Here is a 25670-nt window from a genome sequence, read left to right on the forward strand (position 1 = left end):
ATGAATAAAGAACAAAATACATCGCTAGAAAATGTACTGAAGGCGCTAAAAGATGAAAAAGTCGTAGCGTATCCAACCGAGGCTGTTTTTGGCTTGGGCTGCGATCCTGATAGTGAACGTGCCGTGCATGCATTACTCGACCTAAAACAACGTCCGTGGGAAAAGGGGCTAATCCTAATTGCCGCAAGTTATGAGCAGCTATTGCCGTATGTCGATGATGCTAAATTGTCGGGTGAAAGACGTGCAGAGGTCTTTTCTTATTGGCCTGGTCCCGTCACATGGGTGATGCCAGCCAAAAGCTCCACGCCAAAGTGGCTCACTGGTCGATTCTCAACAATAGCGGTTCGAGTTAGCGATCACCCATTGGTTCAAACATTATGTACGCAGTTTGGTAAACCGCTGGTATCGACAAGTGCCAACCTTAGTGGTTTAGAACCTTGTCGCACGGCCCAAGAGGTTCGTGTGCAGTTCGGTGACGCTTTCCCCGTCGTTGACGCTGATGTGGGCGGGCGTTTGAACCCATCCGAAATCCGTGATGCGCTGACCGGCGAATTGTTCAGACAAGGATAATGGTGATGAAGCAGTTTGCCGTCTTCGGTAATCCGATTAAACACAGCAAGTCGCCACGCATTCATCATCTGTTTAGCCAACAGACTGGGATTGAGCTTAGCTATGAAACTCGGCTTGCTCCACTTGATGACTTTCAGAAAAGCATCCAGCTGTTCTTTGCTGGTGGCGCTAGTGGGGCAAACATTACTACCCCGTTCAAAGAACAAGCTTATGAACTCGCCGATGAACTAACGGAAAGAGCCTCATTGGCGGGGGCGGTTAACACGCTTAAGTTATTAGACGATGGCCGATTAGTCGGTGATAACACTGACGGTATAGGTTTGCTTAGCGATCTTGAACGTTTAGGCATGATCGCTCCTCAGGCAAAAGTTTTGCTGTTAGGGGCCGGTGGCGCAGCTCGAGGCGTTATCCAGCCGATTCTCTCTTTAGACTGTGATCTCACGATAGCTAATAGAACCGATAGCCGTGCTCAGGAGCTGGCAAACGTGTTTAGCCATTTGGGAAATATTGATGCCGTGGAGTTTGGTGCGCTATCAACAAGACGCTTTGATCTGATTATCAATGCGACAGCTTCAGGTATTCATGGCGAAATTCCGCAAATACCCGCTGAGGTTATTGATGAGCATACGGCCTGCTATGACATGTTCTATCAGAAAGGGCTTACACCGTTCTTGTCTTGGGCAAAAGCGCAAGGTGCGGCTCAGCTAGCCGATGGCTTTGGCATGCTGGTGGGGCAGGCTGCCCATGCATTCTTATTGTGGAATGGTGTGATGCCCGAAATCTCGCCGGTGCTGCAAATCATGCGTGAAGAATCGACGTTATGAATCAAGCCATACAGTTTCCCGATCAAGAAGAATGGGATGCGAACAAGAAGGCCGTATTATTCCCAGCAACGCTAAACGGTTTTCAAATATGCTGTGCTATCTATATAGAAGAACTTAAACGCATGTCAGAGGATCGACAGAATGTTGATCCTCTGGTTCTTTTCAGATCGCTACGTTGGGATCTTGAGGATATAGCAGAGCACAAGATCCTAAATGAAGACTACAGCGACGATGGCTGGGTATGGATCTCAGGTTGAGACAGATAGTCATCTTTCCAACGAACATAGTTATTCGCTGAATACAGCAATCCTGCTTTCTCTTCTTCTGTTAATGGGCGAATTTGGCGAGCAGGGCTGCCAAAATACATATACCCACTCTCCAAACGCTTGCCTGGCGAAACTAAACTTCCCGCACCAATGATTACATCGTTTTCTACTATTGCACCATCCAAAATGATGCTCCCCATACCAACAAGCACTCGATCGCCGAGGGTACAGCCGTGAAGCATGGCTTTATGACCTACGGTGACATCTTCTCCGATGATCGTAGGTAGGCCTTCAGGAGTGTTCGCCGATTTATGAGTGACGTGAATTACCGCCCCATCCTGAATATTGGTGCGTGCACCAATGGAAACATAGTTAACATCTCCTCGGATCGCGACCAGAGGCCAGATACTTACGTCATCTGCCAGATCTACTGCGCCAATTATTGTGCTGGTGGGATCAATAAATACGCGATTTGCGATCTTTGGGTGTAAAGAGAGATAGGGACGAATAGAAAAAGACATAAAAAGGACGCCAAAAGAAGAATGGATGTAGCCAATACTATCGCGCATAAGTGAAAACTCAACGGATGGATCCTTATATCTGTGGATAAGTTTGTGTACAAAAGGGTATAAGGCGGGGTTTTGCTGTGGAATGCAGCAAACGATCAATTTAATGGAAATTAAGGGTTGTCAGCCCGCGAGAACTCCCTATAATGCGCCTCCATCGACACGGAACATGTGAATCACTTCACACCGTATCGGCGGTTTCGATAAGAAATCGCAAGAGAAAAAATCCTGAAATTTAGGGTTGACTCTGAAAGAGGAAAGCGTATTATACGCCACCTCGAGTTAGCAAGCTTAGTCTCCTAACTCACTGCTCTTTAACAATTTATCAGACAATCTGTGTGGGCACTCACAAGACAATATCTAACGTCCTCGGACGATAAAATATTAAAGTCTTGAAGAGTGACCAAGCAGTAATTCATTTAGTTGAATTATTACGAAAGTTAATTTTCGAGCATCGCTTAACTTGTTTAAGCAAATCAAGCTTTTAATTGAAGAGTTTGATCATGGCTCAGATTGAACGCTGGCGGCAGGCCTAACACATGCAAGTCGAGCGGTAGCACAAGAGAGCTTGCTCTCTGGGTGACGAGCGGCGGACGGGTGAGTAATGTCTGGGAAACTGCCTGATGGAGGGGGATAACTACTGGAAACGGTAGCTAATACCGCATGACGTCTTCGGACCAAAGTGGGGGACCTTCGGGCCTCACGCCATCAGATGTGCCCAGATGGGATTAGCTAGTAGGTGGGGTAATGGCTCACCTAGGCGACGATCTCTAGCTGGTCTGAGAGGATGACCAGCCACACTGGAACTGAGACACGGTCCAGACTCCTACGGGAGGCAGCAGTGGGGAATATTGCACAATGGGCGCAAGCCTGATGCAGCCATGCCGCGTGTATGAAGAAGGCCTTCGGGTTGTAAAGTACTTTCAGCGAGGAGGAAGGCATTGTGGTTAATAACCACAGTGATTGACGTTACTCGCAGAAGAAGCACCGGCTAACTCCGTGCCAGCAGCCGCGGTAATACGGAGGGTGCAAGCGTTAATCGGAATTACTGGGCGTAAAGCGCACGCAGGCGGTTGATTAAGTCAGATGTGAAATCCCCGAGCTTAACTTGGGAACTGCATTTGAAACTGGTCAGCTAGAGTCTTGTAGAGGGGGGTAGAATTCCAGGTGTAGCGGTGAAATGCGTAGAGATCTGGAGGAATACCGGTGGCGAAGGCGGCCCCCTGGACAAAGACTGACGCTCAGGTGCGAAAGCGTGGGGAGCAAACAGGATTAGATACCCTGGTAGTCCACGCTGTAAACGATGTCGACTTGGAGGTTGTGCCCTTGAGGCGTGGCTTCCGGAGCTAACGCGTTAAGTCGACCGCCTGGGGAGTACGGCCGCAAGGTTAAAACTCAAATGAATTGACGGGGGCCCGCACAAGCGGTGGAGCATGTGGTTTAATTCGATGCAACGCGAAGAACCTTACCTACTCTTGACATCCAGAGAATTTGCTAGAGATAGCTTAGTGCCTTCGGGAACTCTGAGACAGGTGCTGCATGGCTGTCGTCAGCTCGTGTTGTGAAATGTTGGGTTAAGTCCCGCAACGAGCGCAACCCTTATCCTTTGTTGCCAGCGCATAATGGCGGGAACTCAAAGGAGACTGCCGGTGATAAACCGGAGGAAGGTGGGGATGACGTCAAGTCATCATGGCCCTTACGAGTAGGGCTACACACGTGCTACAATGGCATATACAAAGAGAAGCGAACTCGCGAGAGCAAGCGGACCTCATAAAGTATGTCGTAGTCCGGATTGGAGTCTGCAACTCGACTCCATGAAGTCGGAATCGCTAGTAATCGTAGATCAGAATGCTACGGTGAATACGTTCCCGGGCCTTGTACACACCGCCCGTCACACCATGGGAGTGGGTTGCAAAAGAAGTAGGTAGCTTAACCTTCGGGAGGGCGCTTACCACTTTGTGATTCATGACTGGGGTGAAGTCGTAACAAGGTAACCGTAGGGGAACCTGCGGTTGGATCACCTCCTTACCTAAAGATAGCGTTAAGTGCAGTGTCCACACAGATTGTCTGATGAAGAATAACGAGCAGAATACCTTTATATAGGCTTGTAGCTCAGGTGGTTAGAGCGCACCCCTGATAAGGGTGAGGTCGGTGGTTCAAGTCCACTCAGGCCTACCAATTCTTACGCCTGTGTGTCAGGAGTTGGTATCAAAGGTAAACTGTTGACTGTATGGGGTTATAGCTCAGCTGGGAGAGCGCCTGCCTTGCACGCAGGAGGTCTGCGGTTCGATTCCGCATAGCTCCACCATTACTTTTGTTTTTAATAAATAATAAGTATTCAGTCTCAAAAACATACTTCAGAGTGTATTGGAAACAGTATGCTGCGAAGTATTTTGCTCTTTAACAATCTGGAACAAGCTGAAATTTGAAAGCTTAAGCAACTGTGAGACACACTGACACAGTTTGTATTAAGCAGTCTCTCAATTTTTTGCAATCTTGAATGCTGTCTTGAACCGGTTCGTAACCGTGTTCACTAAAGAGACACCTTCGGGTTGTGAGGTTAAGTGACTAAGCGTACACGGTGGATGCCTAGGCAGTCAGAGGCGATGAAGGACGTGCTAATCTGCGATAAGCGTCGGTAAGCTGATATGAAGCGTTATAGCCGACGATTTCCGAATGGGGAAACCCAGTGCAATTCGTTGCACTATCGTTAAGTGAATACATAGCTTAACGAAGCGAACCAGGGGAACTGAAACATCTAAGTACCCTGAGGAAAAGAAATCAACCGAGATTCCCCTAGTAGCGGCGAGCGAACGGGGAACAGCCCAGAACCTTAATCAGCGTATGTGTCAGAGGAACGGTCTGGAAAGTCCGGCGATACAGGGTGATAGCCCCGTACTTGAAAATGCATATGTTGTGAGTTCGATGAGTAGGGCGGGACACGTGACATCCTGTCTGAATATGGGGGGACCATCCTCCAAGGCTAAATACTCCTGACTGACCGATAGTGAACCAGTACCGTGAGGGAAAGGCGAAAAGAACCCCGGCGAGGGGAGTGAAATAGAACCTGAAACCGTGTACGTACAAGCAGTGGGAGCCTCTTTTATGGGGTGACTGCGTACCTTTTGTATAATGGGTCAGCGACTTATATTTTGTAGCAAGGTTAACCGAATAGGGGAGCCGTAGGGAAACCGAGTCTTAACTGGGCGTCAAGTTGCAAGGTATAGACCCGAAACCCGGTGATCTAGCCATGGGCAGGTTGAAGGTTGGGTAACACTAACTGGAGGACCGAACCGACTAATGTTGAAAAATTAGCGGATGACTTGTGGCTGGGGGTGAAAGGCCAATCAAACCGGGAGATAGCTGGTTCTCCCCGAAAGCTATTTAGGTAGCGCCTCGTGAACTCATCTTCGGGGGTAGAGCACTGTTTCGACTAGGGGGTCATCCCGACTTACCAACTCGATGCAAACTACGAATACCGAAGAATGTTATCACGGGAGACACACGGCGGGTGCTAACGTCCGTCGTGAAGAGGGAAACAACCCAGACCGCCAGCTAAGGTCCCAAAGTCATAGTTAAGTGGGAAACGATGTGGGAAGGCATAGACAGCCAGGATGTTGGCTTAGAAGCAGCCATCATTTAAAGAAAGCGTAATAGCTCACTGGTCGAGTCGGCCTGCGCGGAAGATGTAACGGGGCTAAACTATGCACCGAAGCTGCGGCAGCGACACTTAGGTGTTGTTGGGTAGGGGAGCGTTCTGTAAGCCGTTGAAGGTGGCCTGTGAGGGTTGCTGGAGGTATCAGAAGTGCGAATGCTGACATAAGTAACGATAAAGCGGGTGAAAAACCCGCTCGCCGGAAGACCAAGGGTTCCTGTCCAACGTTAATCGGGGCAGGGTGAGTCGACCCCTAAGGCGAGGCCGAAAGGCGTAGTCGATGGGAAACAGGTTAATATTCCTGTACTCGGTGTTACTGCGAAGGGGGGACGGAGAAGGCTAGGCTATCCGGGCGACGGTTGTCCCGGTTTAAGCGTGTAGGGGGAAAGCGTTGGTAAATCCGCGCTTTTATTAACCCTGAGGCGTGATGACGAGTCACTACGGTGATGAAGTAGTTGATGCCAAGCTTCCAGGAAAAGCCTCTAAGCTCTAGGTAACATTGAATCGTACCCCAAACCGACACAGGTGGTCAGGTAGAGAATACCAAGGCGCTTGAGAGAACTCGGGTGAAGGAACTAGGCAAAATGGTGCCGTAACTTCGGGAGAAGGCACGCTGGCGCGTAGGTGAAGTCCCTTGCGGATGGAGCTGAAGCCAGTCGAAGATACCAGCTGGCTGCAACTGTTTAATAAAAACACAGCACTGTGCAAACACGAAAGTGGACGTATACGGTGTGACGCCTGCCCGGTGCTGGAAGGTTAATTGATGGGGTCAGCCGCAAGGCGAAGCTCTTGATCGAAGCCCCAGTAAACGGCGGCCGTAACTATAACGGTCCTAAGGTAGCGAAATTCCTTGTCGGGTAAGTTCCGACCTGCACGAATGGCGTAATGATGGCCAGGCTGTCTCCACCCGAGACTCAGTGAAATTGAACTCGCTGTGAAGATGCAGTGTACCCGCGGCAAGACGGAAAGACCCCGTGAACCTTTACTATAGCTTGACACTGAACATTGAGCCTTGATGTGTAGGATAGGTGGGAGGCTTTGAAGTGTGGACGCCAGTCTGCATGGAGCCAACCTTGAAATACCACCCTTTAATGTTTGATGTTCTAACTCCGGTCCCTAATCGGGATTGAGGACAGTGTCTGGTGGGTAGTTTGACTGGGGCGGTCTCCTCCTAAAGAGTAACGGAGGAGCACGAAGGTTAGCTAATCACGGTCGGACATCGTGAGGTTAGTGCAATGGCATAAGCTAGCTTGACTGCGAGAGTGACGGCTCGAGCAGGTACGAAAGTAGGTCATAGTGATCCGGTGGTTCTGAATGGAAGGGCCATCGCTCAACGGATAAAAGGTACTCCGGGGATAACAGGCTGATACCGCCCAAGAGTTCATATCGACGGCGGTGTTTGGCACCTCGATGTCGGCTCATCACATCCTGGGGCTGAAGTAGGTCCCAAGGGTATGGCTGTTCGCCATTTAAAGTGGTACGCGAGCTGGGTTTAGAACGTCGTGAGACAGTTCGGTCCCTATCTGCCGTGGGCGTTGGAAGATTGAGAGGGGCTGCTCCTAGTACGAGAGGACCGGAGTGGACGCATCACTGGTGTTCGGGTTGTCATGCCAATGGCATTGCCCGGTAGCTAAATGCGGAAAAGATAAGCGCTGAAAGCATCTAAGCGCGAAACTTGCCTCGAGATGAGTCTTCCCTGAGACCTTGAGTCTCCTAAAGGAACGTTTAAGACTAAGACGTTGATAGGCTGGGTGTGTAAGCGTAGCGATACGTTGAGCTAACCAGTACTAATGATCCGTGAGGCTTAACCTTACAACACCTAAGGTGTTTTAAGACGCAGAGACGCGAAACACAAAGAGTAGGCTTGTGAACAGATTGGATTGACTGGTGAGCTGTAGGAATACGGAGCACGGGTTAATTAACAGAATATGCCTGGCGGCGATAGCGCGGTGGTCCCACCTGACCCCATGCCGAACTCAGAAGTGAAACGCCGTAGCGCCGATGGTAGTGTGGGGTCTCCCCATGCGAGAGTAGGGAACTGCCAGGCTTTAATTAAAGTAAAGAACCTCAGTCGAAAGACTGGGGTTTTTTGCTATGGGGAATTTGAACATTTGATTCAATAAATAACCGCTAACGCGGCTATTTCCCATCCAATATCACAAAAAACTCTGCAAGTGACCGATGATTTTTTCATTGGTTAGTTGGCTATTGAAGTCTTTATTTAACCAATATATAACAATTAACTTACATTGAAGCGAGTGGCGACATGACCACCTCGCACTTTTACCTCTGTAGGGAATATTGTTATGGCAGATACGACCCCGTCGCTGACGGAACAACAACCTGACGATCATGACACGCGTAAGCGTATATTGGCGATTGTTGGTGCATCATCAGGCAACCTCGTCGAATGGTTCGATTTTTACGTATATTCGTTTTGTGCGTTGTATTTTGCTCCCGTATTCTTCCCCAGTGGAGATTCCACGACTCAACTCCTACAAACCGCTGGCGTGTTTGCCGCAGGTTTTCTGATGCGCCCAATCGGTGGGTGGATGTTCGGCTATATTGCCGACAAACATGGCCGTCGGACATCAATGATGATTTCGGTCTGCATGATGTGTTGCGGCTCGTTAGTGATCGCTTGCCTCCCAACCTATGCCGCAATAGGGAATTGGGCCCCGGCACTCCTGTTGCTTGCTAGATTATTCCAGGGGCTCTCCGTCGGCGGTGAGTATGGAACCAGTGCCACCTATATGAGTGAAGTTGCGGTAGAAGGTAAGCGCGGATTTTATGCATCGTTTCAATATGTCACGCTGATTGGCGGACAACTGCTAGCCCTGCTGGTTTTGGTGGTCTTACAGCAGACGCTGAGCACTGAAGAGCTACGCTCGTGGGGCTGGCGAGTCCCGTTTGTGCTTGGCGCGTTATTAGCGGTGGTTGCACTTTATCTGCGCCGTTCACTGCATGAGACATCAACCAAAGAAACCAGAACGCGTAAGGATGCGGGGACGTTGTCTGGATTGTGGAATAACAAGAAAGCGTTTCTGATGGTGCTGGGTTTTACCGCAGGGGGCTCGCTGAGTTTCTATACGTTTACAACCTATATGCAGAAGTATCTGGTCAACACCGCAGGTATGGATGCCAAAATGGCGAGCGGAATAATGACGGCCGCCTTGTTCGTCTTTATGCTATTGCAGCCTATTTTTGGCGGATTATCAGATAAAGTTGGCCGTCGAAACTCAATGATCGCTTTTGGCGCTTTGGCCTCATTGCTGACGGTACCGATACTCACGACGCTACAAGATGTGACGAATCCCTACCTTGCCTTTATCCTCATCGTTGCTGCGCTAACGATTGTGAGCTTGTACACCTCAATCGGTGGGCTGCTGAAGGCCGAAATGTTCCCGCCAGAGGTTCGTGCGTTAGGCGTTGGCCTTTCCTATGCCGTTGGTAATGCCTTGTTTGGTGGCTCGGCGGAATATGTTGCTCTATCGATGAAAGCGGCTGGCATTGAAACGGCCTTCTTCTGGTACGTTTCAGGTATGTGCTTTATGGCGATGCTGGTTTCATTGCTATTACATAAAAAGGGTCAAGAAATCAGGATGTAAGCATTATTGCTCGCAAAATGCAGGATGAAAGATTTTCAACTTCATCCTGCATGCTGTACAAGCTAGTGAAAACTCGTTATCGTCAGGCATCTAGAAGTCTAAACGTTTATATGGATGCTTTCTTAACAGAGTCTAGGAGCGAGCGATTATGCCAATCAGGGTGCCAGATGAATTACCTGCCGTAAGCTTTTTGCGGAATGAAAATGTCTTTGTCATGCCCTCTTCACGAGCGGCAACACAGGAGATCCGCCCGCTTAAAGTTTTGGTACTCAATCTGATGCCTAAAAAGATCGAGACGGAAAATCAATTTCTTCGATTACTTTCCAATTCTCCGCTGCAAATTGATATACAGCTGCTGCGCATAGATAGCCGTGAGTCGAAAAATACGCCTGCCGAGCATCTGGATAATTTCTACTGTAATTTCGAAGATATTAAAGACCAAAATTTTGATGGGCTGATTGTCACCGGTGCACCTCTCGGTCTGGTTGATTTTTGTGACGTTGCATATTGGCCGCAGATTGAACAAATTGTTCACTGGGCTAAAGAGCATGTGACCTCTACGCTGTTTGTATGTTGGGCGGTTCAGGCTGCGCTAAACGTTCTCTATGGCATTCCTAAACTGACGCGTGAAGCCAAGCTATCGGGTGTTTATCATCATCAAACGTTACAGCCGTTAGCGCTTCTAACCCGCGGTTTTGATGAAACCTTCTTGGCTCCACATTCTCGCTATGCTGACTTCCCAGCGGATGTGCTGCGTGAATGTAGCGACCTCGATATTTTGGCAGAGTCTGAGCAGGCTGGGGCATACCTATTTGCGACCAAAGATAAGCGGATGGCTTTTGTGACGGGGCATCCTGAGTATGATGCGCATACGTTGTCGGGAGAGTATTTCCGTGATGTTGCGGCAGGTTTGTCTCCAGATGTTCCTGTGAACTACTTCCCTGATGACAATCCAGAACATAGCCCTAAAGCGTCATGGCGTAGCCATGGGCACTTACTGTTTACTAACTGGTTGAACTACTATGTTTACCAGATAACGCCGTTTGACCTGCGTTATATGAACCCTACGCTGGAATAAGACCACCTCACTATATTTTCAACTTTTCCCTAATGCTGCTGAATGTCTGTTTAGCAGCATCCTCAAATTTTATCTCTCCCCTCAATTCTTTTTCTTAATTAACAGCCTATTGTGTTTAAACAATCTAATGGAACCGGTTTTCTTCTTGTTGTTATTAATATATTCACCTATCCATATGAAATCTAAAGAATATAAAAATAATTATAATAAAAATGGAAATTGTTTTTGATTTTGTTGAATCACTGTCTACGCTTTAATCTGTTGGTACGAAATTTAGTCGCTGATGAGAAGTGCGAAAGTGAGCTAAATGACAGGAGTGGGGTTCTGGTTGTACCCCTAGCAGAGGGCGGAGACAAACATATGACACAACAGATCGTTGATACTGAGCTGGAATTTACCCAGCAATTTGGCAATCAGGAGCAGCAGGTTCTTACCGAAGAGGCTATTGAGTTTTTAACTGACTTAGTCGCTCGATTTGCACCTCAACGCAAGCAGTTACTTGCTACTCGTCAGGTGCAACAACAAAAAATAGATCGTGGTGAACTGCCAGATTTTATTTCGGAAACTAATTCCATTAAAAATTCCGATTGGAAAATTCGCGGCATTCCTCGCGATCTTCAAGACCGTCGCGTTGAAATCACGGGGCCGGTCGAACGCAAAATGGTGATTAACGCGCTTAATGCGAACGTTAAAGTTTTTATGGCCGATTTTGAGGATTCACTTGCTCCAAACTGGGACAAAGTGATTGAGGGCCAAATTAACCTGCGTGACGCGGTGAATGGCACGATCAACTTCACCAATGAAGCAGGAAAAATCTACCAGCTGAAACCGAATCCTGCGGTGCTGATTGCTCGTGTGCGTGGTCTTCATCTGCCTGAAAAGCATGTGACATGGCAAGGTGAGCCTATCCCCGGTGGGCTGTTTGATTTCGCGCTCTACTTCTTCCACAACTACCAAGCACTCTTGGAAAAAGGCAGCGGCCCTTATTTCTATCTGCCTAAAACGGAGTCTTACCATGAGACTGCGTGGTGGAGTGAGATCTTCAGCTTTACCGAAGATCGTTTTGATCTACCGCGTGGAACAATTAAGGCCACCGTATTGATCGAAACCCTGCCAGCGGTATTCCAGATGGATGAGATCTTACATAGCCTGCGCGATCACATCGTTGGTTTGAACTGTGGCCGATGGGATTACATCTTTAGCTATATCAAAACGCTGAAAAATCATAGCGACCGCGTTTTACCCGATCGCCAGTCCGTGACGATGGAAAAACCGTTCTTAAGTGCTTATTCACGTTTGCTGATCAAAACCTGCCACAGACGCGGCGCTTTTGCGATGGGCGGAATGGCGGCATTTATCCCGAGCAAAGACGCTGAGCGCAATGCATGGGTGATGGATAAAGTCCGTGCGGATAAAGAACTTGAAGCAAACAACGGCCACGACGGCACTTGGGTTGCACATCCGGGCTTAGCTGATGAAGTGATGCAGGTTTTTGGCCGCGTGTTGGGTGAACGCAGCAACCAGCTTGAGGTAACGCGTTCGCAGGATGAGCCTATTACCGCGGCTCAACTGCTGGAGCCTTGCCCTGGTGAACGTACCGAAGAGGGAATGCGTGCCAATATTCGCGTTGCCGTTCAATACATTGAGGCTTGGATTTCGGGTAATGGCTGCGTACCCATCTACGGCTTGATGGAGGATGCGGCTACGGCTGAGATCTCTCGCACATCAATCTGGCAGTGGATCCACCACGGGAAAACGCTTAGCAATGGCCAGCAGGTTACCCCAGATCTTTTCCGTCAGTTACTGAAAGAAGAAATGCAGGTTATTCGTCAAGAGCTTGGTGATACACGTTTCGACAGCGGTCGTTTTATTGAGGCTGCCAGTCTGATGGAACGTATTACAACCAGCAGTGAGCTGATCGATTTCCTGACACTACCCGGCTATGAACTGTTGAATTAAGTACGAAAACTAACCCTACACCGAAACCATAAAATAGAGAAAAAAGCCAAGGAGCGCTTGCCATGTCTACCTCACGTAATCAGCAAATTCAGCAGTTGGAACAGGATTGGAAAACTAACCCGCGTTGGGAGGGCATTACCCGTCCTTACAGCGCAAATGACGTGGTTAATCTGCGTGGTTCGGTAAATCCAGAATGCACTTTGGCGCAAAAGGGCGCAGCTAAACTTTGGGAGCTGCTGCATGGCGGTTCACGCAAAGGCTATGTTAACTGCCTTGGCGCATTAACCGGTGGTCAGGCATTACAGCAGGCAAAAGCCGGCGTCGAAGCCATTTACCTCTCTGGCTGGCAGGTAGCTGCGGATGCAAACTTGGCATCTAGCATGTATCCAGATCAATCACTGTATCCCGTTAATTCGGTGCCAGCGGTGGTTGAACGTATCAATAATTCATTCCGTCGCGCAGACCAAATCCAATGGTCGAACGGCGTAGAGCCGGGTGATAGCAAATTTACCGATTACTTCTTGCCGATTGTTGCCGATGCTGAAGCCGGTTTTGGTGGCGTACTGAATGCGTTTGAATTAATGAAATCGATGATTGAAGCCGGTGCCGGTGGAGTTCACTTCGAAGACCAATTGGCATCAGTGAAAAAATGCGGCCATATGGGTGGCAAAGTACTGGTTCCAACACAGGAAGCGATTCAAAAATTAGTCGCCGCACGTTTAGCCGCAGACGTATTGGGTGTGCCAACTTTGGTGATTGCGCGTACCGATGCCGACGCTGCCGATCTGATCACATCAGATTGCGATAGCTACGACAGCGCTTTCGTCACCGGTGAGCGTACCGTGGAAGGCTTTTTCCGTACTCATGCCGGTATCGAGCAGGCTATCAGCCGTGGCCTCGCCTACGCCCCTTATGCAGATTTAGTCTGGTGCGAAACGTCTACGCCAGACTTAGACGCCGCGAAGCGTTTTGCCGATGCGATTCACGCCCAGTATCCGGGCAAGCTGCTGGCCTATAACTGTTCACCTTCCTTCAACTGGAAAAAGAACCTCGACGATCAAACTATTGCGCGCTTCCAAGATGAGCTTTCTGCGATGGGCTATAAATACCAGTTCATCACCTTGGCGGGCATCCACAGCATGTGGTTCAACATGTTCGATCTGGCACATGCATATGCCAATGGAGAGGGCATGAAGCACTACGTTGAGAAAGTGCAGGAGCGCGAGTTTGCGGCACAGAAACAAGGTTATACCTTTGCCTCTCATCAACAAGAAGTGGGCACTGGATACTTTGATAAAGTGACGAATGTGATTCAGGGCGGCGCATCATCGGTAACGGCTTTGACCGGATCAACCGAAGAGCAGCAATTCTAAAAACACGGGTAAGCATGAACGCTAAAACGGGCAGGGCAATGCGCTCTGCCCGTTTTGTCTGAGAGTCAGCGAGGTGAGCGAGATGGCTATTGGTATGGAACAACTGATTGCGCAGACGATCTTGCAGGGCTTTGATGCTCAGTATGGTCGTTTTCTCGAAGTGACCGCTGGAGCGCAGCAGCGTTTTGAGAAAGCTAACTGGGGCGCTGTTCAACTGGCGATGAAAAAACGTATTCATCTCTACGATCACCATGTGGGGCTGGTAGTTGAGCAGCTACGCAGAATGACAGGGCCTTTATGCCATGATGCTGAATTCTTGGCTCGAGTGAAGACGGTCTACACCGACATGCTGCCTGAATATCCGCGTTTTGAAATTGCCGAGAGCTTTTTTAATTCCGTGTACTGCCGCTTGTTTAATCACCGTGAGTTAACCCCAGATAAGCTATTTGTTTTTAGCTCCCAGCCAGAGCGTCATTGGCGCGAATTCCCCCGTCCATTAGCCAGAACCTTTAAGCCTGAGGCGGGTTGGCATGCGCTAATCAATGATTTACTCGGCGAACTCCCACTTCGATTGCCGTGGGAAGATCGCGCCCGCGATGTGGACTATATCGTCAGCCATTTAGAAAGTACCTTCGGTGAAAATACGCTGAATCACAGCCGCCTACAGGTGGCCAATGAGCTGTTTTATCGCAATAAAGCAGCTTGGCTGGTGGGAAAACTGCACACGCCAGAAGGCATTTATCCCTTTTTGCTGCCGATTCATCATAACGAACAAGGCGCGCTGTTTGTCGATACCTGCTTAACGCGTTTAGACGAGGCCAGCATTGTTTTTGGCTTCGCTCGTTCGTACTTCATGGTGTATGCGCCTTTGCCTGCCGCACTGGTTGACTGGCTGCGCGAGATTTTACCGGGGAAAACAACCGCTGAGCTATATATGGCAATTGGCTGCCAAAAGCATGGGAAAACAGAATATTACCGCGAGTATTTAAAGCACCTTGCCGAATCCAAAGAGCAATTCATTATTGCTCCTGGCATTCGAGGAATGGTGATGCTGGTTTTCACGCTGCCTTCGTTTGACCGCGTATTTAAGATCATAAAAGACAAGTTTGCGCCGCAAAAAGAGGTCGATCCTGCACGGGTTCAAGCCTGCTACCAGTTGGTTAAGGAACACGATCGCGTTGGCCGCATGGCTGATACCCAAGAATATGAAAACTTTGTGATTGAAAAGTGGCGCATCAGTCCTGAGCTGATGGAGGAATTACACAGGGAAGTTCCTGAGAAACTGGAAGATTTAGGCGATCGTATCGTGATCCGCCATCTGTATATTGAGCGCCGCATGATCCCGCTCAATATCTATCTGGAGCAGGCAGATGAACGCCAGCTACATGATGCCATTGAAGAGTATGGCAATGCGATCAAACAGCTGGCTGCGGCGAATATTTTCCCCGGCGATATGCTGTTTAAAAACTTTGGTGTGACCCGACATGGGCGAGTCGTGTTTTATGATTATGACGAAATTTGCTACATGACCGAGGTTAACTTCCGCGATATTCCACCGCCACGATATCCCGAGGACGAAATGGCCAGCGAGCCATGGTATAGCGTATCGCCTAATGATGTATTCCCTGAAGAGTTTCAGCATTTTTTATGCGGGGATGCGCGTATCAGAACGTTGTTTGCCGAAATGCACGGTGATTTATTTACCGCAAACTATTGGCGAAGTTTACAGCAGCGGATCAGTCATGGCGTGGTTGATGATGTCTTTGCCTATCGACGCAAGCGCCGATTTGCACAGCGCTAATTAGTTTGGGCTGCGCAATGTGCAAGGCACCGTAATGTGCTTGCCGGGCTGTGGCGCGTTTTGCAGGGAGAGTAACTGCTGTACTGCCATTCGTCCGCCTTCGGCATAGCCTAAGTCGACAGAAAAGGTCTTGGGATACAAGAATTCCAGCAGCGAGTTATTCCCCATACCGCAGACAATTACATCGTTTTGCGACCGCTCCTGTAAGTACTTACTTACGCCGAGGGCAATGGTATCTGAAGCGCAGATGATAGCGCTGGTATCCGCAGAGATAACCTGCTGAGCCAACTGATATCCACTCTGAAAGGTAAGCTCCCCGAGCGCGGCACAGGGCGTTATCTGGTGCTTTTGGCAGAGCGCGTGATAGGTGTCGTAACGACGTCCGCCCGTGGTGGCATCTGAAAGTTTGACCCCAACGAAAGCGATATGCTGATGTTTTTTGGCGATTAGCGCGTTCATTAGCAAGGTGACTGCGCCGCTATCGTCATAACGTACCGAGGTCAGCTGTTCATACTCCCATGCTAGAACAACGATTTTATCTCGCCACGGCAGCAGCATCGATTCATCCAGACCGGTAAAGCCGAACAGCAAAATACCATCAACGTGACGGCGCGACAGAACGGTTAAATGTTCCCGCACTCGCTCAGGTTCAAACTGGCTTTCCAATAAAATAGGATCGTAGCCTTGGGCGTACAATAGGGGCAACATGGCACGCACGGCCTGATTTTCAGCGTTGGAATCTAAACGCGAAACAATGATGGCGACGACTTTATCCGTTTGCCCGCGCATGGCTCGAGCCGATTTTGATGGGGCAAAGTTATGTTGATTGATGATTTCTTCTATCCGTGCGCGCGTTTCAGGTTTCACGCCGGATTCTTTATTGATCACCCGAGAAACGGTGGATTTACCCACGCCGCTGAGGCGAGCAATATCTTTAATCGTCAATCGTTCGGACATAACGTAACGCCACGCAGAGTCAGTGATAAGAATGCTATTGTTGTGGGTAAAAGCCGCTAAGGCAAGCCCCTGTCATGAACTTTGCCGCAGCTCATTCAGGGAACGATAAGGGTGATAACAGGCCAATCTCAGATATCCCTCTCTTTTACGTGTGCAAATGCGTATAATCGCCGCCCTGATATTGATGCTTTGTTAACCACCCGAATCGTTAACGGCACAACGTATTGCAGTTCCGCTTCAGCGCAAACTTCCCCAGATAAATAGAAAAGAGTGATGTCATGAGTAGTATCAGCCTGATCCAGCCAGAACGTGATTTGTTCTCCTACACGCCCTATTGGGCAGAGTGCTACGGCACGGCCCCGTTCTTACCGATGTCGCGTGAGGAAATGGATACTCTCGGCTGGGATAGCTGTGACGTCATTCTCGTTACCGGTGATGCCTACGTTGACCATCCAAGTTTTGGGATGGCAATCGTTGGCCGTATGCTGGAGGCTCAGGGTTTTCGCGTGGGGATCATCGCGCAGCCGGACTGGACCAGCAAAGCCGATTTTATGCGTTTGGGGAAACCGAACCTGTTTTATGGCGTCACTGCGGGCAACATGGATTCGATGATTAACCGCTATACCGCCGATCGCAAACTGCGCCACGACGATGCTTACACGCCAAACAATGAAAGCGGTAAACGCCCAGATCGCGCAACATTGGTTTATACCCAACGCTGTAAAGAAGCGTTCAGCGATGTTCCGGTGATTTTAGGTGGGATTGAAGCCAGCCTGCGCCGTATTGCTCACTACGACTATTGGTCTGATACCGTGCGCCGTTCGGTGCTGGTGGACTCTAAAGCCGATATGCTGATGTATGGCAACGGCGAACGTCCGCTGGTAGAAGTTGCGCATCGTTTAGCCTCCGGTGAGCCAATTGCCAGCATTATCGACGTGCGTAATACCGCGGTCATGCGCAAAGAGGCGCTACCGGGCTGGAGCGGCGTGGACTCTACACGCTTAGACAAGCCGGGCCGTATCGAACCGATTCCAAACCCTTACGGCGACGATTTGGCCTGTGCGCCAGATGCCGATAAGAAGAAAGACGATAGCGTACAAACCATCACCGTGCGTGCGCCGAAGCCTAAGCCGTGGGAAAAAACCTACGTGCTGCTGCCGTCTTATGAAAAAGTTAAAAATGACAAAGTGCTGTATGCGCACACGTCACGTATTCTGCATCATGAAACCAATCCCGGCTGTGCGCGCGCTTTGATGCAAAAACATGGCGATCGCTATATTTGGATTAACCCTCCGGCGATCCCGTTGAGCACGGAAGAAATGGACAGCGTATTTGCGCTGCCTTACCAGCGTGTTCCTCATCCGGCCTACGGCAGCGCCCGTATTCCTGCCTATGAGATGATCCGTTTCTCCATCAACATCATGCGCGGTTGCTACGGCGGCTGTTCATTCTGTTCGATTACCGAACACGAAGGCCGCATCATCCAGAGCCGTTCAGAAGATTCAATCATTCGGGAAATCGAAGAGATCCGCGACAAAGTCCCTGGCTTTACCGGTGTGATTTCCGATTTGGGAGGCCCAACGGCTAACATGTATATGCTGCGCTGCCAGTCACCGCGCGCCGAGCAAACCTGTCGTCGTGCATCCTGCGTTTACCCAGAGATTTGTCAGCACATGGACACCAACCATGAGCCGACCATCAAACTGTATCGTCGTGCGCGCGATCTGGATGGCGTGAAGAAAATCCTCATTGCCTCTGGGGTTCGTTATGATCTGGCGGTTGAAGATCCGCGTTATATCAAAGAGCTGGCAACCCATCATGTGGGCGGTTACCTGAAGATTGCGCCAGAGCATACCGAAGAAGGGCCGCTGTCTAAGATGATGAAGCCGGGTATGGGAAGTTATCATCGCTTTAAAGAGCTGTTTGATACTTATTCCAAGCAGGCTGGCAAAGAACAGTATTTGATCCCGTATTTCATTTCAGCCCATCCGGGAACGCGAGATGAAGATATGGTCAACTTAGCGCTGTGGCTGAAGAAAAACCGTTTCCGTTTGGATCAGGTGCAAAACTTCTATCCATCGCCGTTGGCGAATTCCACCACGATGTACCACACGGGCAAAAACCCGCTGGGTAAAGTCGATTATAAAAGCGAAGACGTTGTGGTGCCGAAAGGCGATCGTCAGCGCCGTTTGCACAAAGCGCTGCTGCGCTATCACGATCCGGCCAACTGGCCGCTGATCCGTGGTGCGCTGGAAGAGATGGGGATGAAGCATTTGATCGGTTCACGCCGTGAGTGTTTAGTTCCTGCCCCAACGTTGGAAGAACAACGCGAAGCGCGTCGTGGATACCAGAGAAATATGCGCCCAGCGATGACTAAGCATACCGGTGCTCCGGCGAAGCCTGAACAGCGTGGTGCAAAACCTAAAACAATTCGCGGTGAAGCGCCATCAGCGGAGCGCAATGGAAAAGCGCATGATAAGGCTTCTCCGGCGGGCAAGCCTGTTAAAGGCAAGCCGCAAGCAACTAAACCAACGGCGCATACACCAGCTGGAAAAACTGCGGCGAAGCCATCAGGGCGCAAGGCACCTCGAGTGACCAAAGGTAAATAACGATAAAAAATCCCCGCGGTGTTACGCCGCTCGTTTAAAAGATCGAGATACACGGGTCTACCACACCGCGGGGCGCTCCGGCGGCTAACGCCGCTACGACCCCATCGGTGTGCTCCCCCTAAAATCGAGCTTTGTTAACGGCGTTACCGCACCGCGGGGATTTTTTTAGCGATTAATCAAAGCTTTTCAAACGTATCCGGATCAGGGCCCAGACGTTTTCCGCTATCAAGTTTGGCAATCAGACTCAGTTCATCTTTATCCAGCCTAAAATCAAACACCCCAAAGTTTTCCTGAATGCGTTTTGGCGTGACGGATTTAGGGATCACTATCAATCCTGAATCCAAGTGCCAGCGAATAACAATCTGAGCCGGGGTTTTCTCATACTTCTGCGCCAGCTTATGAATGATTTCGGTATCAAAAACGCCTTCACCGCCCTGCGCCAGCGGGCTCCAAGACTCGGTGGCAATATGATGCGTGGCATTCCATGCGTGCATGGGTTTTTGCTGCATCAAAGGATGAAGCTCAATTTGGTTCACTGTGGGTGAAACCCCGGTTTCATCGATCAGGCGCTGTAGGTGTGGGATATTAAAATTACATACGCCGATGCTCTTAATCAGCCCCTGCTTCTTGAGATCAATCAGCGATTTCCACGCGGTAACGTATTTATCCTGCGCAGGAGCAGGCCAATGAATCAGATACAGGTCAATGTAATCTAACTGTAGCTTTTTCAGACTTTCTTCCAGCGCTTTCGCCGCATTATCTTGGTCTGTGTTCCATAGTTTAGTCGTGATGAAAAGCTCATCGCGAGCAATTGACGAGTTCGCTAACGCTTTACCGACGCCTTCTTCATTAGCATAAATAGCCGCAGTATCGATTGAGCGATACCCTGTCTCTAACGCTGTTTCGATAGCGGTGATGACTTGCTCATTCGAGGCCTGCCATACGCCTAAACCGAGCTGTGGCATGGTATTTCCGTCGCTCAGTTTGATAAGAGGTTGTGTGGACATCGTTTTCTCCTATACATCTGCTGGTAAGGCTAAACAGAAAGCCTCATCCGTTATGGTGAAACGTATCCTTTAAGCCTAGCCCAAAAAGATCGGTATGGACGAAGTAATTGGCTCTAGCTTTATGACCTGTGACAAGGTTATTGTGTTGTTAAAGCCATTTTTACCCCCCGTGATTTCAAGGAGAGCACCCGTGTTTCAGCATGTAGACGCCTATGCAGGCGATCCGATTCTCTCGCTGATGGATACCTACAAACAGGATCCTCGAGCCGATAAAGTTAACCTTAGTATCGGTCTGTACTATGACGAAAAGGGAACTATTCCTCAGTTGAAAGCCGTTGCTGCGGCGGAAGAAATCCTGAATGCTCGCGAGGGTGCCGCGTCGTTATATCTGCCGATGGAAGGATTAGCGCCATACCGTAACGCCATTCAGAGCCTATTGTTTGGCGATACTCATCCTATGGTTGCTCAAAAGCGAATTGCGACGGTACAAACCATTGGTGGTTCCGGTGCGCTGAAAGTTGGGGCTGACTTTTTAAAGCATTATTTCCCTGATTCTGAGGTGTGGGTCAGCGATCCAACGTGGGAAAACCATATTGCGATCTTCTCGGGTGCGGGTTTCAAAGTGCATCAGTATCCCTATTTCGACCCTGAAACGCTGGGTGTGAATTTTGATGCGATGCTCAACACGCTCAATCAACTGCCTGCGCGCAGTATTGTGTTAATGCACCCTTGCTGTCACAACCCAACGGGCTCAGACCTCACCAATGCGCAATGGGATCGCGTGATTGAAATCGCGAAAGCGCGTGAACTTATTCCCTTCCTCGATATTGCTTATCAAGGTTTTGGCGCAGGTATGGAAGAAGACGCCTATGCCATCCGCGCGATGGCGCAGGCAGAGTTGCCTTGCCTCGTGAGTAACTCGTTTTCGAAGATTTTCTCCCTCTACGGTGAACGCGTTGGTGGGTTATCCGTCGTGTGTGAAAGCGAAGAAGCCGCAAGTCGAGTATTGGGCCAGTTGAAAGCGACCGTGCGCCGCATTTACTCCAGCCCGCCTAACTTCGGCGCACAGGTGGTGGCAACGGTGCTTAACGATCCGAAGCTTAAAGCCTTATGGCTAGAAGAAGTTGAAAGTATGCGCCTGCGCATCATTGAAATGCGTCGCACGCTGGTGGATGGTTTGAAAACCGTATTACCACAGCGCAACTTTGACTATCTGATGTCGCAGCGCGGTATGTTTAGCTATACCGGCCTCAGCGCTCAGCAGGTTGAGCGACTGCGCGAAGAGTTTGGCGTATATCTAATCGCCAGCGGTCGCATGTGCGTAGCGGGCATGAATCACGCTAATGCGCAGCGCGTTGCTCAGTCATTTGCTGCTGTATAACCACTTAACCCTATCTTTTTTAGCCTATGCTCTGATACGCATAGGCTTTTTCATTTTTTCACCAAGAATAAATAACTTTTTGGCTGAAAACACGCAGTTCGAAGAGTAACCTGAACCCTTCTTTACATAACTTTTGATGCTCAAAAGTTGCTGACTATTGTACAAAGAATATACTAGTTAAGGACGTCTGAAGATGTGGTATCAGCACACTATTGTTTTGCATGCAAAGCCGCGTGGTTTCCATCTGGTCACCGATGAAATTATCGAGAAACTCCCTCAGTTAGCCTCTGTCGAGGTCGGGATATTGCATCTGCTGCTGCAGCACACCTCCGCGTCGTTAACCCTCAACGAAAACTGTGATCCCACTGTCCGTTACGATATGGAGCGACACTTCATGCGAGCGGTCCCCGAAGATGCTCCCTATGAGCACGACTATAAAGGCGATGATGATATGCCTGCGCATATTAAGTCTTCGCTGTTAGGGGCTTCCCTAACGTTACCGATATGTCGGGGAAAGCTACAGTTGGGAACCTGGCAGGGGATATGGTTTGGCGAACACCGCGTGCACGGCGGTACGCGCCGGATCGTCGCAACTATACAAGGGGATATTGTTCATGAATAATTCGGCATTTTTGCAATACTGCATGGCTAAACCGGGAGCAGAGCAAAGCGTTCAAAATCGTTGGCGAGCCAATCAGGTTAAAGTAGGCGGCGTGATGTTTGCGATGGTTGACCATGTTGAAGGCCGTCCAGCCGTGGCGCTTAAAATGAGCTGTGAGCAGGCAGCGCAACTGCGCAGCGAGCATAAAGATATCGTCCCAAGCCCTAACCTGAATAAAGCGCATTGGAGTACGATTTTCCTCGACGGCACCCTCAAGGATTCTTTGCTCTATAAACTGGTTGATGGCTCTTATTCTTTAGCGCTTAACCATATCGGTGAACAAACTCGCCAAGGGCTGTAATCTCTTTTTAATCGGTAAGCGGATCGCGAATGCCAAAATATAAAACGCCCCGATGAACGTTCTCATCGGGGCGCATTAATTTTAGGCTTGTGACGATACTCTATTTTTTATTAAGTAACGGTTTCAAGAACCTAGCAGTATGTGATTGCTCACATTCAGCCACCGTTTCCGGTGTGCCTGATACCAGAATCTGACCACCGCCGCCGCCGCCTTCTGGGCCCAAATCAACGATCCAGTCAGCCGTTTTAATCACGTCCAAGTTATGTTCAATGACCACGATGGTGTTGCCCTGATCGCGTAATTGATGCAATACCGCCAGCAGTTGCTGAATATCGGCAAAATGCAGGCCGGTGGTTGGCTCGTCCAGAATATACAGCGTTTGGCCGGTTCCGCGTTTGGAGAGTTCGCGAGACAGCTTCACACGCTGCGCTTCACCGCCAGATAACGTGGTTGCTGACTGACCTAAGCGAATATAGGACAGACCGACATCGATCAGCGTTTGCAGCTTACGCGCCAGCGCCGGAACTGCATCGAAGAACTCACGTGCTTCTTCAATTGTCATATCCAGCACTTCGTGGATGCTCTTGCCCTTGTATTTAATCTCCAGCGTTTCACGGTTATAACGCTTACCTTTACATTGATCGCAAGGCACGTAGATATCCGGCAAGAAATGCATTTCAACCTTGATAACCCCATCACCTTGGCAGGCCTCGCAGCGTCCGCCCTTAACGTTAAAGCTAAAGCGTCCGGGGTTATAGCCGCGTGCGCGTGACTCTGGCACGCCAGCAAATAGCTCACGTACCGGCGTAAAGATGCCGGTGTAGGTTGCAGGGTTAGAGCGTGGCGTGCGGCCGATTGGGCTTTGGTCAATATCGATAACTTTATCGAAATGTTCCATCCCTTCCACTGCGCGATACGGCGCAGGTTCCGCAAGCGTTGCACCGTTTAGTTGGGTTTGCGCAATCGGGAACAGGGTATCGTTAATCAGCGTTGATTTGCCGGAGCCAGAAACGCCGGTGATACAGGTGAAAAGACCTACAGGCAGCGTCAGCGTAACGTCCTTCAGGTTATTTCCGCTGGCGCCAATCAGCTTAAGTACTTTGGTTGCGTCGGCAGGAACGCGTTCCGCAGGCACCGCGATTTCACGTTTACCGCTAAGGAACTGGCCGGTGAGCGATTCAGGCACCGCCATGATTTCATCCACTGAACCTTGCGCAACCACTTCACCGCCGTGCACGCCCGCACCTGGACCGATATCAATCACGTAATCTGCGGCGCGGATGGCGTCTTCATCATGCTCCACCACAATCACGGTATTACCCAGATTGCGCAGGTGGATCAAGGTTTCCAGAAGTCGCTCGTTATCGCGCTGATGTAGGCCGATTGAAGGCTCATCCAGCACGTACATCACCCCAACCAGACCCGCACCGATCTGGCTCGCTAAGCGAATACGCTGCGCTTCCCCGCCGGAAAGTGTTTCGGCAGAACGAGACAAGCTTAAATAGTTCAGACCCACGTTAACCAAGAACTTCAGACGATCGCCGATTTCCTTCAGGATTTTTTCGGCAATCTGCGCACGCTGGCCCTGCAGTTTAAGATCGCGGAAGAACGCCAGAGCATCGCCAATGCTGAGATCTGAAATCACAGGTAGCGTAGTGTTCTCAACGAACACATGACGAGCTTCTTCACGCAAACGGGTGCCGTGGCACGATGCGCATGAACGGTTGCTGATAAATTTCGACAGCTCTTCGCGTACCGCAGAAGATTCCGTTTCTTTATAGCGGCGCTCCATATTGTGCAACACGCCTTCGAACGGATGGTTGCGCACCGTAATATCACCGCGGTCGTTGATATATTTAAACTCAATCGACTCTTTGCCGGAGCCATACAGCACGGCTTTCTGCGTTTTAGCATCCAAACTACCGAACGGTGCTTCCACATCAAAATGATAATGGTCTGCTAACGATTTCAGCATCTGGAAATAGTAGAAGTTACGACGATCCCAACCGCGAATTGCGCCGCCGGCCAGCGACAGCTCAGCGTTTTGTACCACGCGATCGGGGTCGAAATATTGCTGCACACCCAAGCCATCACAGGTAGGGCAAGCGCCTGCCGGGTTGTTAAACGAGAACAAACGTGGTTCAAGCTCACGCATGCTGTAGCCACAAATTGGGCAGGCAAAGTTAGCGGAGAACAGAAGCTCAGGCGCTTTAGCGTCATCCATGTCGGCAACAATGGCGCTGCCGCCAGACAGCTCTAGCGCGGTTTCAAAGGATTCCGCCAAGCGTTGAGCCATGTCATCACGCACTTTGAAACGATCGACCACAACTTCGATGCTGTGTTTTTTCTGAAGCTCCAGCTTAGGAGGATCGGAAAGATCGCAGACCTCGCCGTCGATACGGGCGCGGATGTAGCCTTGTGCCGCCAGATTTTCCAGCGTTTTAGTATGCTCACCTTTGCGATCTTTAACGATCGGCGCCAGCAACATCAGACGCTTGCCTTCCGGCTGCGTCAGCACGTTATCAACCATTTGGCTGACGGTCTGTGCGGCTAAGGGAACATCATGATCCGGGCAGCGTGGCTCACCAACGCGGGCAAACAGCAGACGCAGATAATCATGGATTTCAGTTATTGTCCCCACGGTTGAACGCGGGTTATGCGAGGTAGATTTCTGCTCAATGGAAATTGCCGGAGATAGACCTTCAATGTGGTCAACGTCTGGCTTTTCCATCAAAGAAAGAAACTGACGCGCATAGGCAGACAACGATTCGACATACCGACGCTGACCTTCAGCATACAGCGTGTCAAACGCCAGAGAGGACTTGCCTGAGCCTGACAGACCGGTCACAACAATCAGCTTGTCGCGAGGAATGATCAGATTGATATTTTTCAGGTTGTGGGTGCGAGCACCCCGTATTTCTATTTTATCCATTAACGACTTCCCGGATGAAGAACCCATCTCATTAGGCTTACCTACCGCAGTTTGCTGATAAATCGTACACAGCAGGCAACAGCGGAGTACCTATTGGGATAGGCTCTGGATAATCTTGGCCC

Annotated in this window: 16 protein-coding genes, 2 tRNA genes and 3 rRNA genes; 17 read left to right on the top strand and 4 right to left on the bottom strand. The window is 49.8% G+C overall.

Features of this window, described 5'->3' with window-relative positions; all coding sequences use genetic code 11:
* Genes tsaC through DSM2777_RS05345 form a run of 3 tightly spaced genes read left to right on the top strand, consistent with a single transcriptional unit; the run spans position 1 to position 1651 of the window.
* Entirely contained in the window at positions 1-570 is a 570-nt protein-coding gene (gene tsaC / locus DSM2777_RS05335) for an L-threonylcarbamoyladenylate synthase type 1 TsaC (RefSeq protein ID WP_061553353.1), read from the top strand.
* A gap of 5 nt (positions 571-575) precedes the next feature.
* On the top strand, positions 576-1394 hold the full coding sequence (gene aroE / locus DSM2777_RS05340; RefSeq protein WP_061555333.1) for a shikimate dehydrogenase: 819 nt from the start codon (positions 576-578) through the stop codon (positions 1392-1394).
* The gene (locus tag DSM2777_RS05345; RefSeq protein ID WP_061553354.1) at positions 1391-1651 is read left to right on the top strand and encodes a DUF1488 family protein; all 261 of its coding nucleotides are present in this window, start codon (positions 1391-1393) and stop codon (positions 1649-1651) included. The genes aroE and DSM2777_RS05345 overlap by 4 nt, the downstream gene beginning before the upstream one ends.
* Here the strand turns inward: DSM2777_RS05345 and DSM2777_RS05350 are convergent.
* Complete coding sequence (locus tag DSM2777_RS05350; protein ID WP_061555334.1) at positions 1615-2181, bottom strand: gamma carbonic anhydrase family protein; 567 nt, start codon at positions 2179-2181, stop codon at positions 1615-1617. The two genes, DSM2777_RS05345 and DSM2777_RS05350, sit on opposite strands and share 37 nt — an antisense overlap.
* Before the next feature lie 530 nt (positions 2182-2711).
* On the opposite strand from DSM2777_RS05350, the gene DSM2777_RS05355 reads away from it, so the two are divergent.
* The 10 genes from DSM2777_RS05355 to aceK all read left to right on the top strand — a co-directional run bounded on the left by DSM2777_RS05355 (position 2712) and on the right by aceK (position 15700).
* Positions 2712-4254, top strand: a 16S ribosomal RNA gene (locus DSM2777_RS05355).
* A 73-nt stretch (positions 4255-4327) separates the two neighbouring features.
* A tRNA-Ile gene (locus tag DSM2777_RS05360) sits at positions 4328-4404 on the top strand.
* A 54-nt stretch (positions 4405-4458) separates the two neighbouring features.
* Positions 4459-4534 (top strand) — tRNA-Ala (locus DSM2777_RS05365).
* Positions 4535-4784: 250 nt separating this feature from the next.
* Positions 4785-7693: ribosomal RNA gene (locus tag DSM2777_RS05370) — 23S ribosomal RNA — on the top strand.
* 119 nt (positions 7694-7812) lie between these two features.
* Positions 7813-7928 (top strand): 5S ribosomal RNA (gene rrf / locus DSM2777_RS05375).
* The 16S, 23S and 5S rRNA genes sit together here with 2 tRNA genes alongside, the layout of an rRNA operon.
* A 259-nt stretch (positions 7929-8187) precedes the next feature.
* On the top strand, positions 8188-9489 hold the full coding sequence (locus DSM2777_RS05380) for an MFS family transporter (protein ID WP_061553355.1): 1302 nt from the start codon (positions 8188-8190) through the stop codon (positions 9487-9489).
* A 148-nt stretch (positions 9490-9637) separates the two neighbouring features.
* Positions 9638-10567, top strand: a complete 930-nt coding sequence (gene metA, locus DSM2777_RS05385; protein WP_061553356.1) for a homoserine O-acetyltransferase MetA — start codon at positions 9638-9640, stop codon at positions 10565-10567.
* 360 nt (positions 10568-10927) lie between these two features.
* Positions 10928-12526, top strand: a complete 1599-nt coding sequence (aceB, locus tag DSM2777_RS05390; protein ID WP_061553357.1) for a malate synthase A — start codon at positions 10928-10930, stop codon at positions 12524-12526.
* Positions 12527-12588: 62 nt separating this feature from the next.
* Positions 12589-13899, top strand: coding sequence for an isocitrate lyase (aceA, locus tag DSM2777_RS05395; protein WP_025798567.1), 1311 nt, complete (start codon positions 12589-12591; stop codon positions 13897-13899).
* An 82-nt stretch (positions 13900-13981) separates the two neighbouring features.
* Complete coding sequence (gene aceK, locus DSM2777_RS05400) at positions 13982-15700, top strand: bifunctional isocitrate dehydrogenase kinase/phosphatase (protein ID WP_061553358.1); 1719 nt, start codon at positions 13982-13984, stop codon at positions 15698-15700.
* Here the strand turns inward: aceK and treR are convergent, their stop codons facing one another.
* The gene (treR, locus tag DSM2777_RS05405; protein ID WP_061553359.1) at positions 15701-16657 is read right to left on the bottom strand and encodes a trehalose operon repressor TreR; all 957 of its coding nucleotides are present in this window, start codon (positions 16655-16657) and stop codon (positions 15701-15703) included.
* A 278-nt stretch (positions 16658-16935) separates the two neighbouring features.
* On the opposite strand from treR, the gene DSM2777_RS05410 reads away from it, so the two are divergent.
* Positions 16936-19266 (top strand): YgiQ family radical SAM protein, encoded by a 2331-nt coding sequence (locus tag DSM2777_RS05410; protein ID WP_061553360.1) that lies wholly within the window; start codon positions 16936-16938, stop codon positions 19264-19266.
* Positions 19267-19442: 176 nt separating this feature from the next.
* Here DSM2777_RS05410 and dkgA read toward each other — a convergent pair whose 3' ends face one another.
* Complete coding sequence (gene dkgA, locus DSM2777_RS05415) at positions 19443-20273, bottom strand: 2,5-didehydrogluconate reductase DkgA (protein WP_061553361.1); 831 nt, start codon at positions 20271-20273, stop codon at positions 19443-19445.
* 190 nt (positions 20274-20463) lie between these two features.
* Here dkgA and DSM2777_RS05420 point away from each other — a divergent pair, with 190 nt between their 5' ends.
* The 3 genes from DSM2777_RS05420 to DSM2777_RS05430 all read left to right on the top strand — a co-directional run bounded on the left by DSM2777_RS05420 (position 20464) and on the right by DSM2777_RS05430 (position 22616).
* Complete coding sequence (locus DSM2777_RS05420) at positions 20464-21654, top strand: amino acid aminotransferase (RefSeq protein WP_061553362.1); 1191 nt, start codon at positions 20464-20466, stop codon at positions 21652-21654.
* Positions 21655-21847: 193 nt separating this feature from the next.
* Positions 21848-22276, top strand: a complete 429-nt coding sequence (locus DSM2777_RS05425) for a secondary thiamine-phosphate synthase enzyme YjbQ (protein ID WP_061553363.1) — start codon at positions 21848-21850, stop codon at positions 22274-22276.
* On the top strand, positions 22269-22616 hold the full coding sequence (locus tag DSM2777_RS05430; RefSeq protein ID WP_025798545.1) for an MmcQ/YjbR family DNA-binding protein: 348 nt from the start codon (positions 22269-22271) through the stop codon (positions 22614-22616). Before DSM2777_RS05425 ends, DSM2777_RS05430 begins: the two co-directional genes overlap by 8 nt.
* Before the next feature lie 100 nt (positions 22617-22716).
* On the opposite strand, the gene uvrA is transcribed toward DSM2777_RS05430, so the two are convergent.
* Positions 22717-25548: an excinuclease ABC subunit UvrA gene (uvrA, locus tag DSM2777_RS05435; RefSeq protein ID WP_046459905.1), complete on the bottom strand. Its 2832-nt coding sequence runs from the start codon at positions 25546-25548 to the stop codon at positions 22717-22719.
* Positions 25549-25670: the final 122 nt, after the last annotated feature.

The sequence above is a fragment of the Obesumbacterium proteus genome (assembly GCF_001586165.1).
In the GTDB taxonomy this organism is placed as follows: Bacteria; Pseudomonadota; Gammaproteobacteria; order Enterobacterales; family Enterobacteriaceae; genus Hafnia; species Hafnia protea.

Excerpts from the sequence above, each read along its gene's own strand:
- tsaC (WP_061553353.1), top strand. The coding sequence starts at position 1 with ATGAATAAAGAACAAAATACATCGCTAGAAAATGTACTGAAGGCGCTA.
- aroE (WP_061555333.1), top strand. The coding sequence starts at position 576 with ATGAAGCAGTTTGCCGTCTTCGGTAATCCGATTAAACACAGCAAGTCG.
- DSM2777_RS05345 (WP_061553354.1), top strand. The coding sequence starts at position 1,391 with ATGAATCAAGCCATACAGTTTCCCGATCAAGAAGAATGGGATGCGAAC.
- DSM2777_RS05350 (WP_061555334.1), bottom strand. The coding sequence starts at position 2,181 with ATGTCTTTTTCTATTCGTCCCTATCTCTCTTTACACCCAAAGATCGCA.
- DSM2777_RS05380 (WP_061553355.1), top strand. The coding sequence starts at position 8,188 with ATGGCAGATACGACCCCGTCGCTGACGGAACAACAACCTGACGATCAT.
- metA (WP_061553356.1), top strand. The coding sequence starts at position 9,638 with ATGCCAATCAGGGTGCCAGATGAATTACCTGCCGTAAGCTTTTTGCGG.
- aceB (WP_061553357.1), top strand. The coding sequence starts at position 10,928 with ATGACACAACAGATCGTTGATACTGAGCTGGAATTTACCCAGCAATTT.
- aceA (WP_025798567.1), top strand. The coding sequence starts at position 12,589 with ATGTCTACCTCACGTAATCAGCAAATTCAGCAGTTGGAACAGGATTGG.
- aceK (WP_061553358.1), top strand. The coding sequence starts at position 13,982 with ATGGCTATTGGTATGGAACAACTGATTGCGCAGACGATCTTGCAGGGC.
- treR (WP_061553359.1), bottom strand. The coding sequence starts at position 16,657 with ATGTCCGAACGATTGACGATTAAAGATATTGCTCGCCTCAGCGGCGTG.
- DSM2777_RS05410 (WP_061553360.1), top strand. The coding sequence starts at position 16,936 with ATGAGTAGTATCAGCCTGATCCAGCCAGAACGTGATTTGTTCTCCTAC.
- dkgA (WP_061553361.1), bottom strand. The coding sequence starts at position 20,273 with ATGTCCACACAACCTCTTATCAAACTGAGCGACGGAAATACCATGCCA.
- DSM2777_RS05425 (WP_061553363.1), top strand. The coding sequence starts at position 21,848 with ATGTGGTATCAGCACACTATTGTTTTGCATGCAAAGCCGCGTGGTTTC.
- DSM2777_RS05430 (WP_025798545.1), top strand. The coding sequence starts at position 22,269 with ATGAATAATTCGGCATTTTTGCAATACTGCATGGCTAAACCGGGAGCA.
- uvrA (WP_046459905.1), bottom strand. The coding sequence starts at position 25,548 with ATGGATAAAATAGAAATACGGGGTGCTCGCACCCACAACCTGAAAAAT.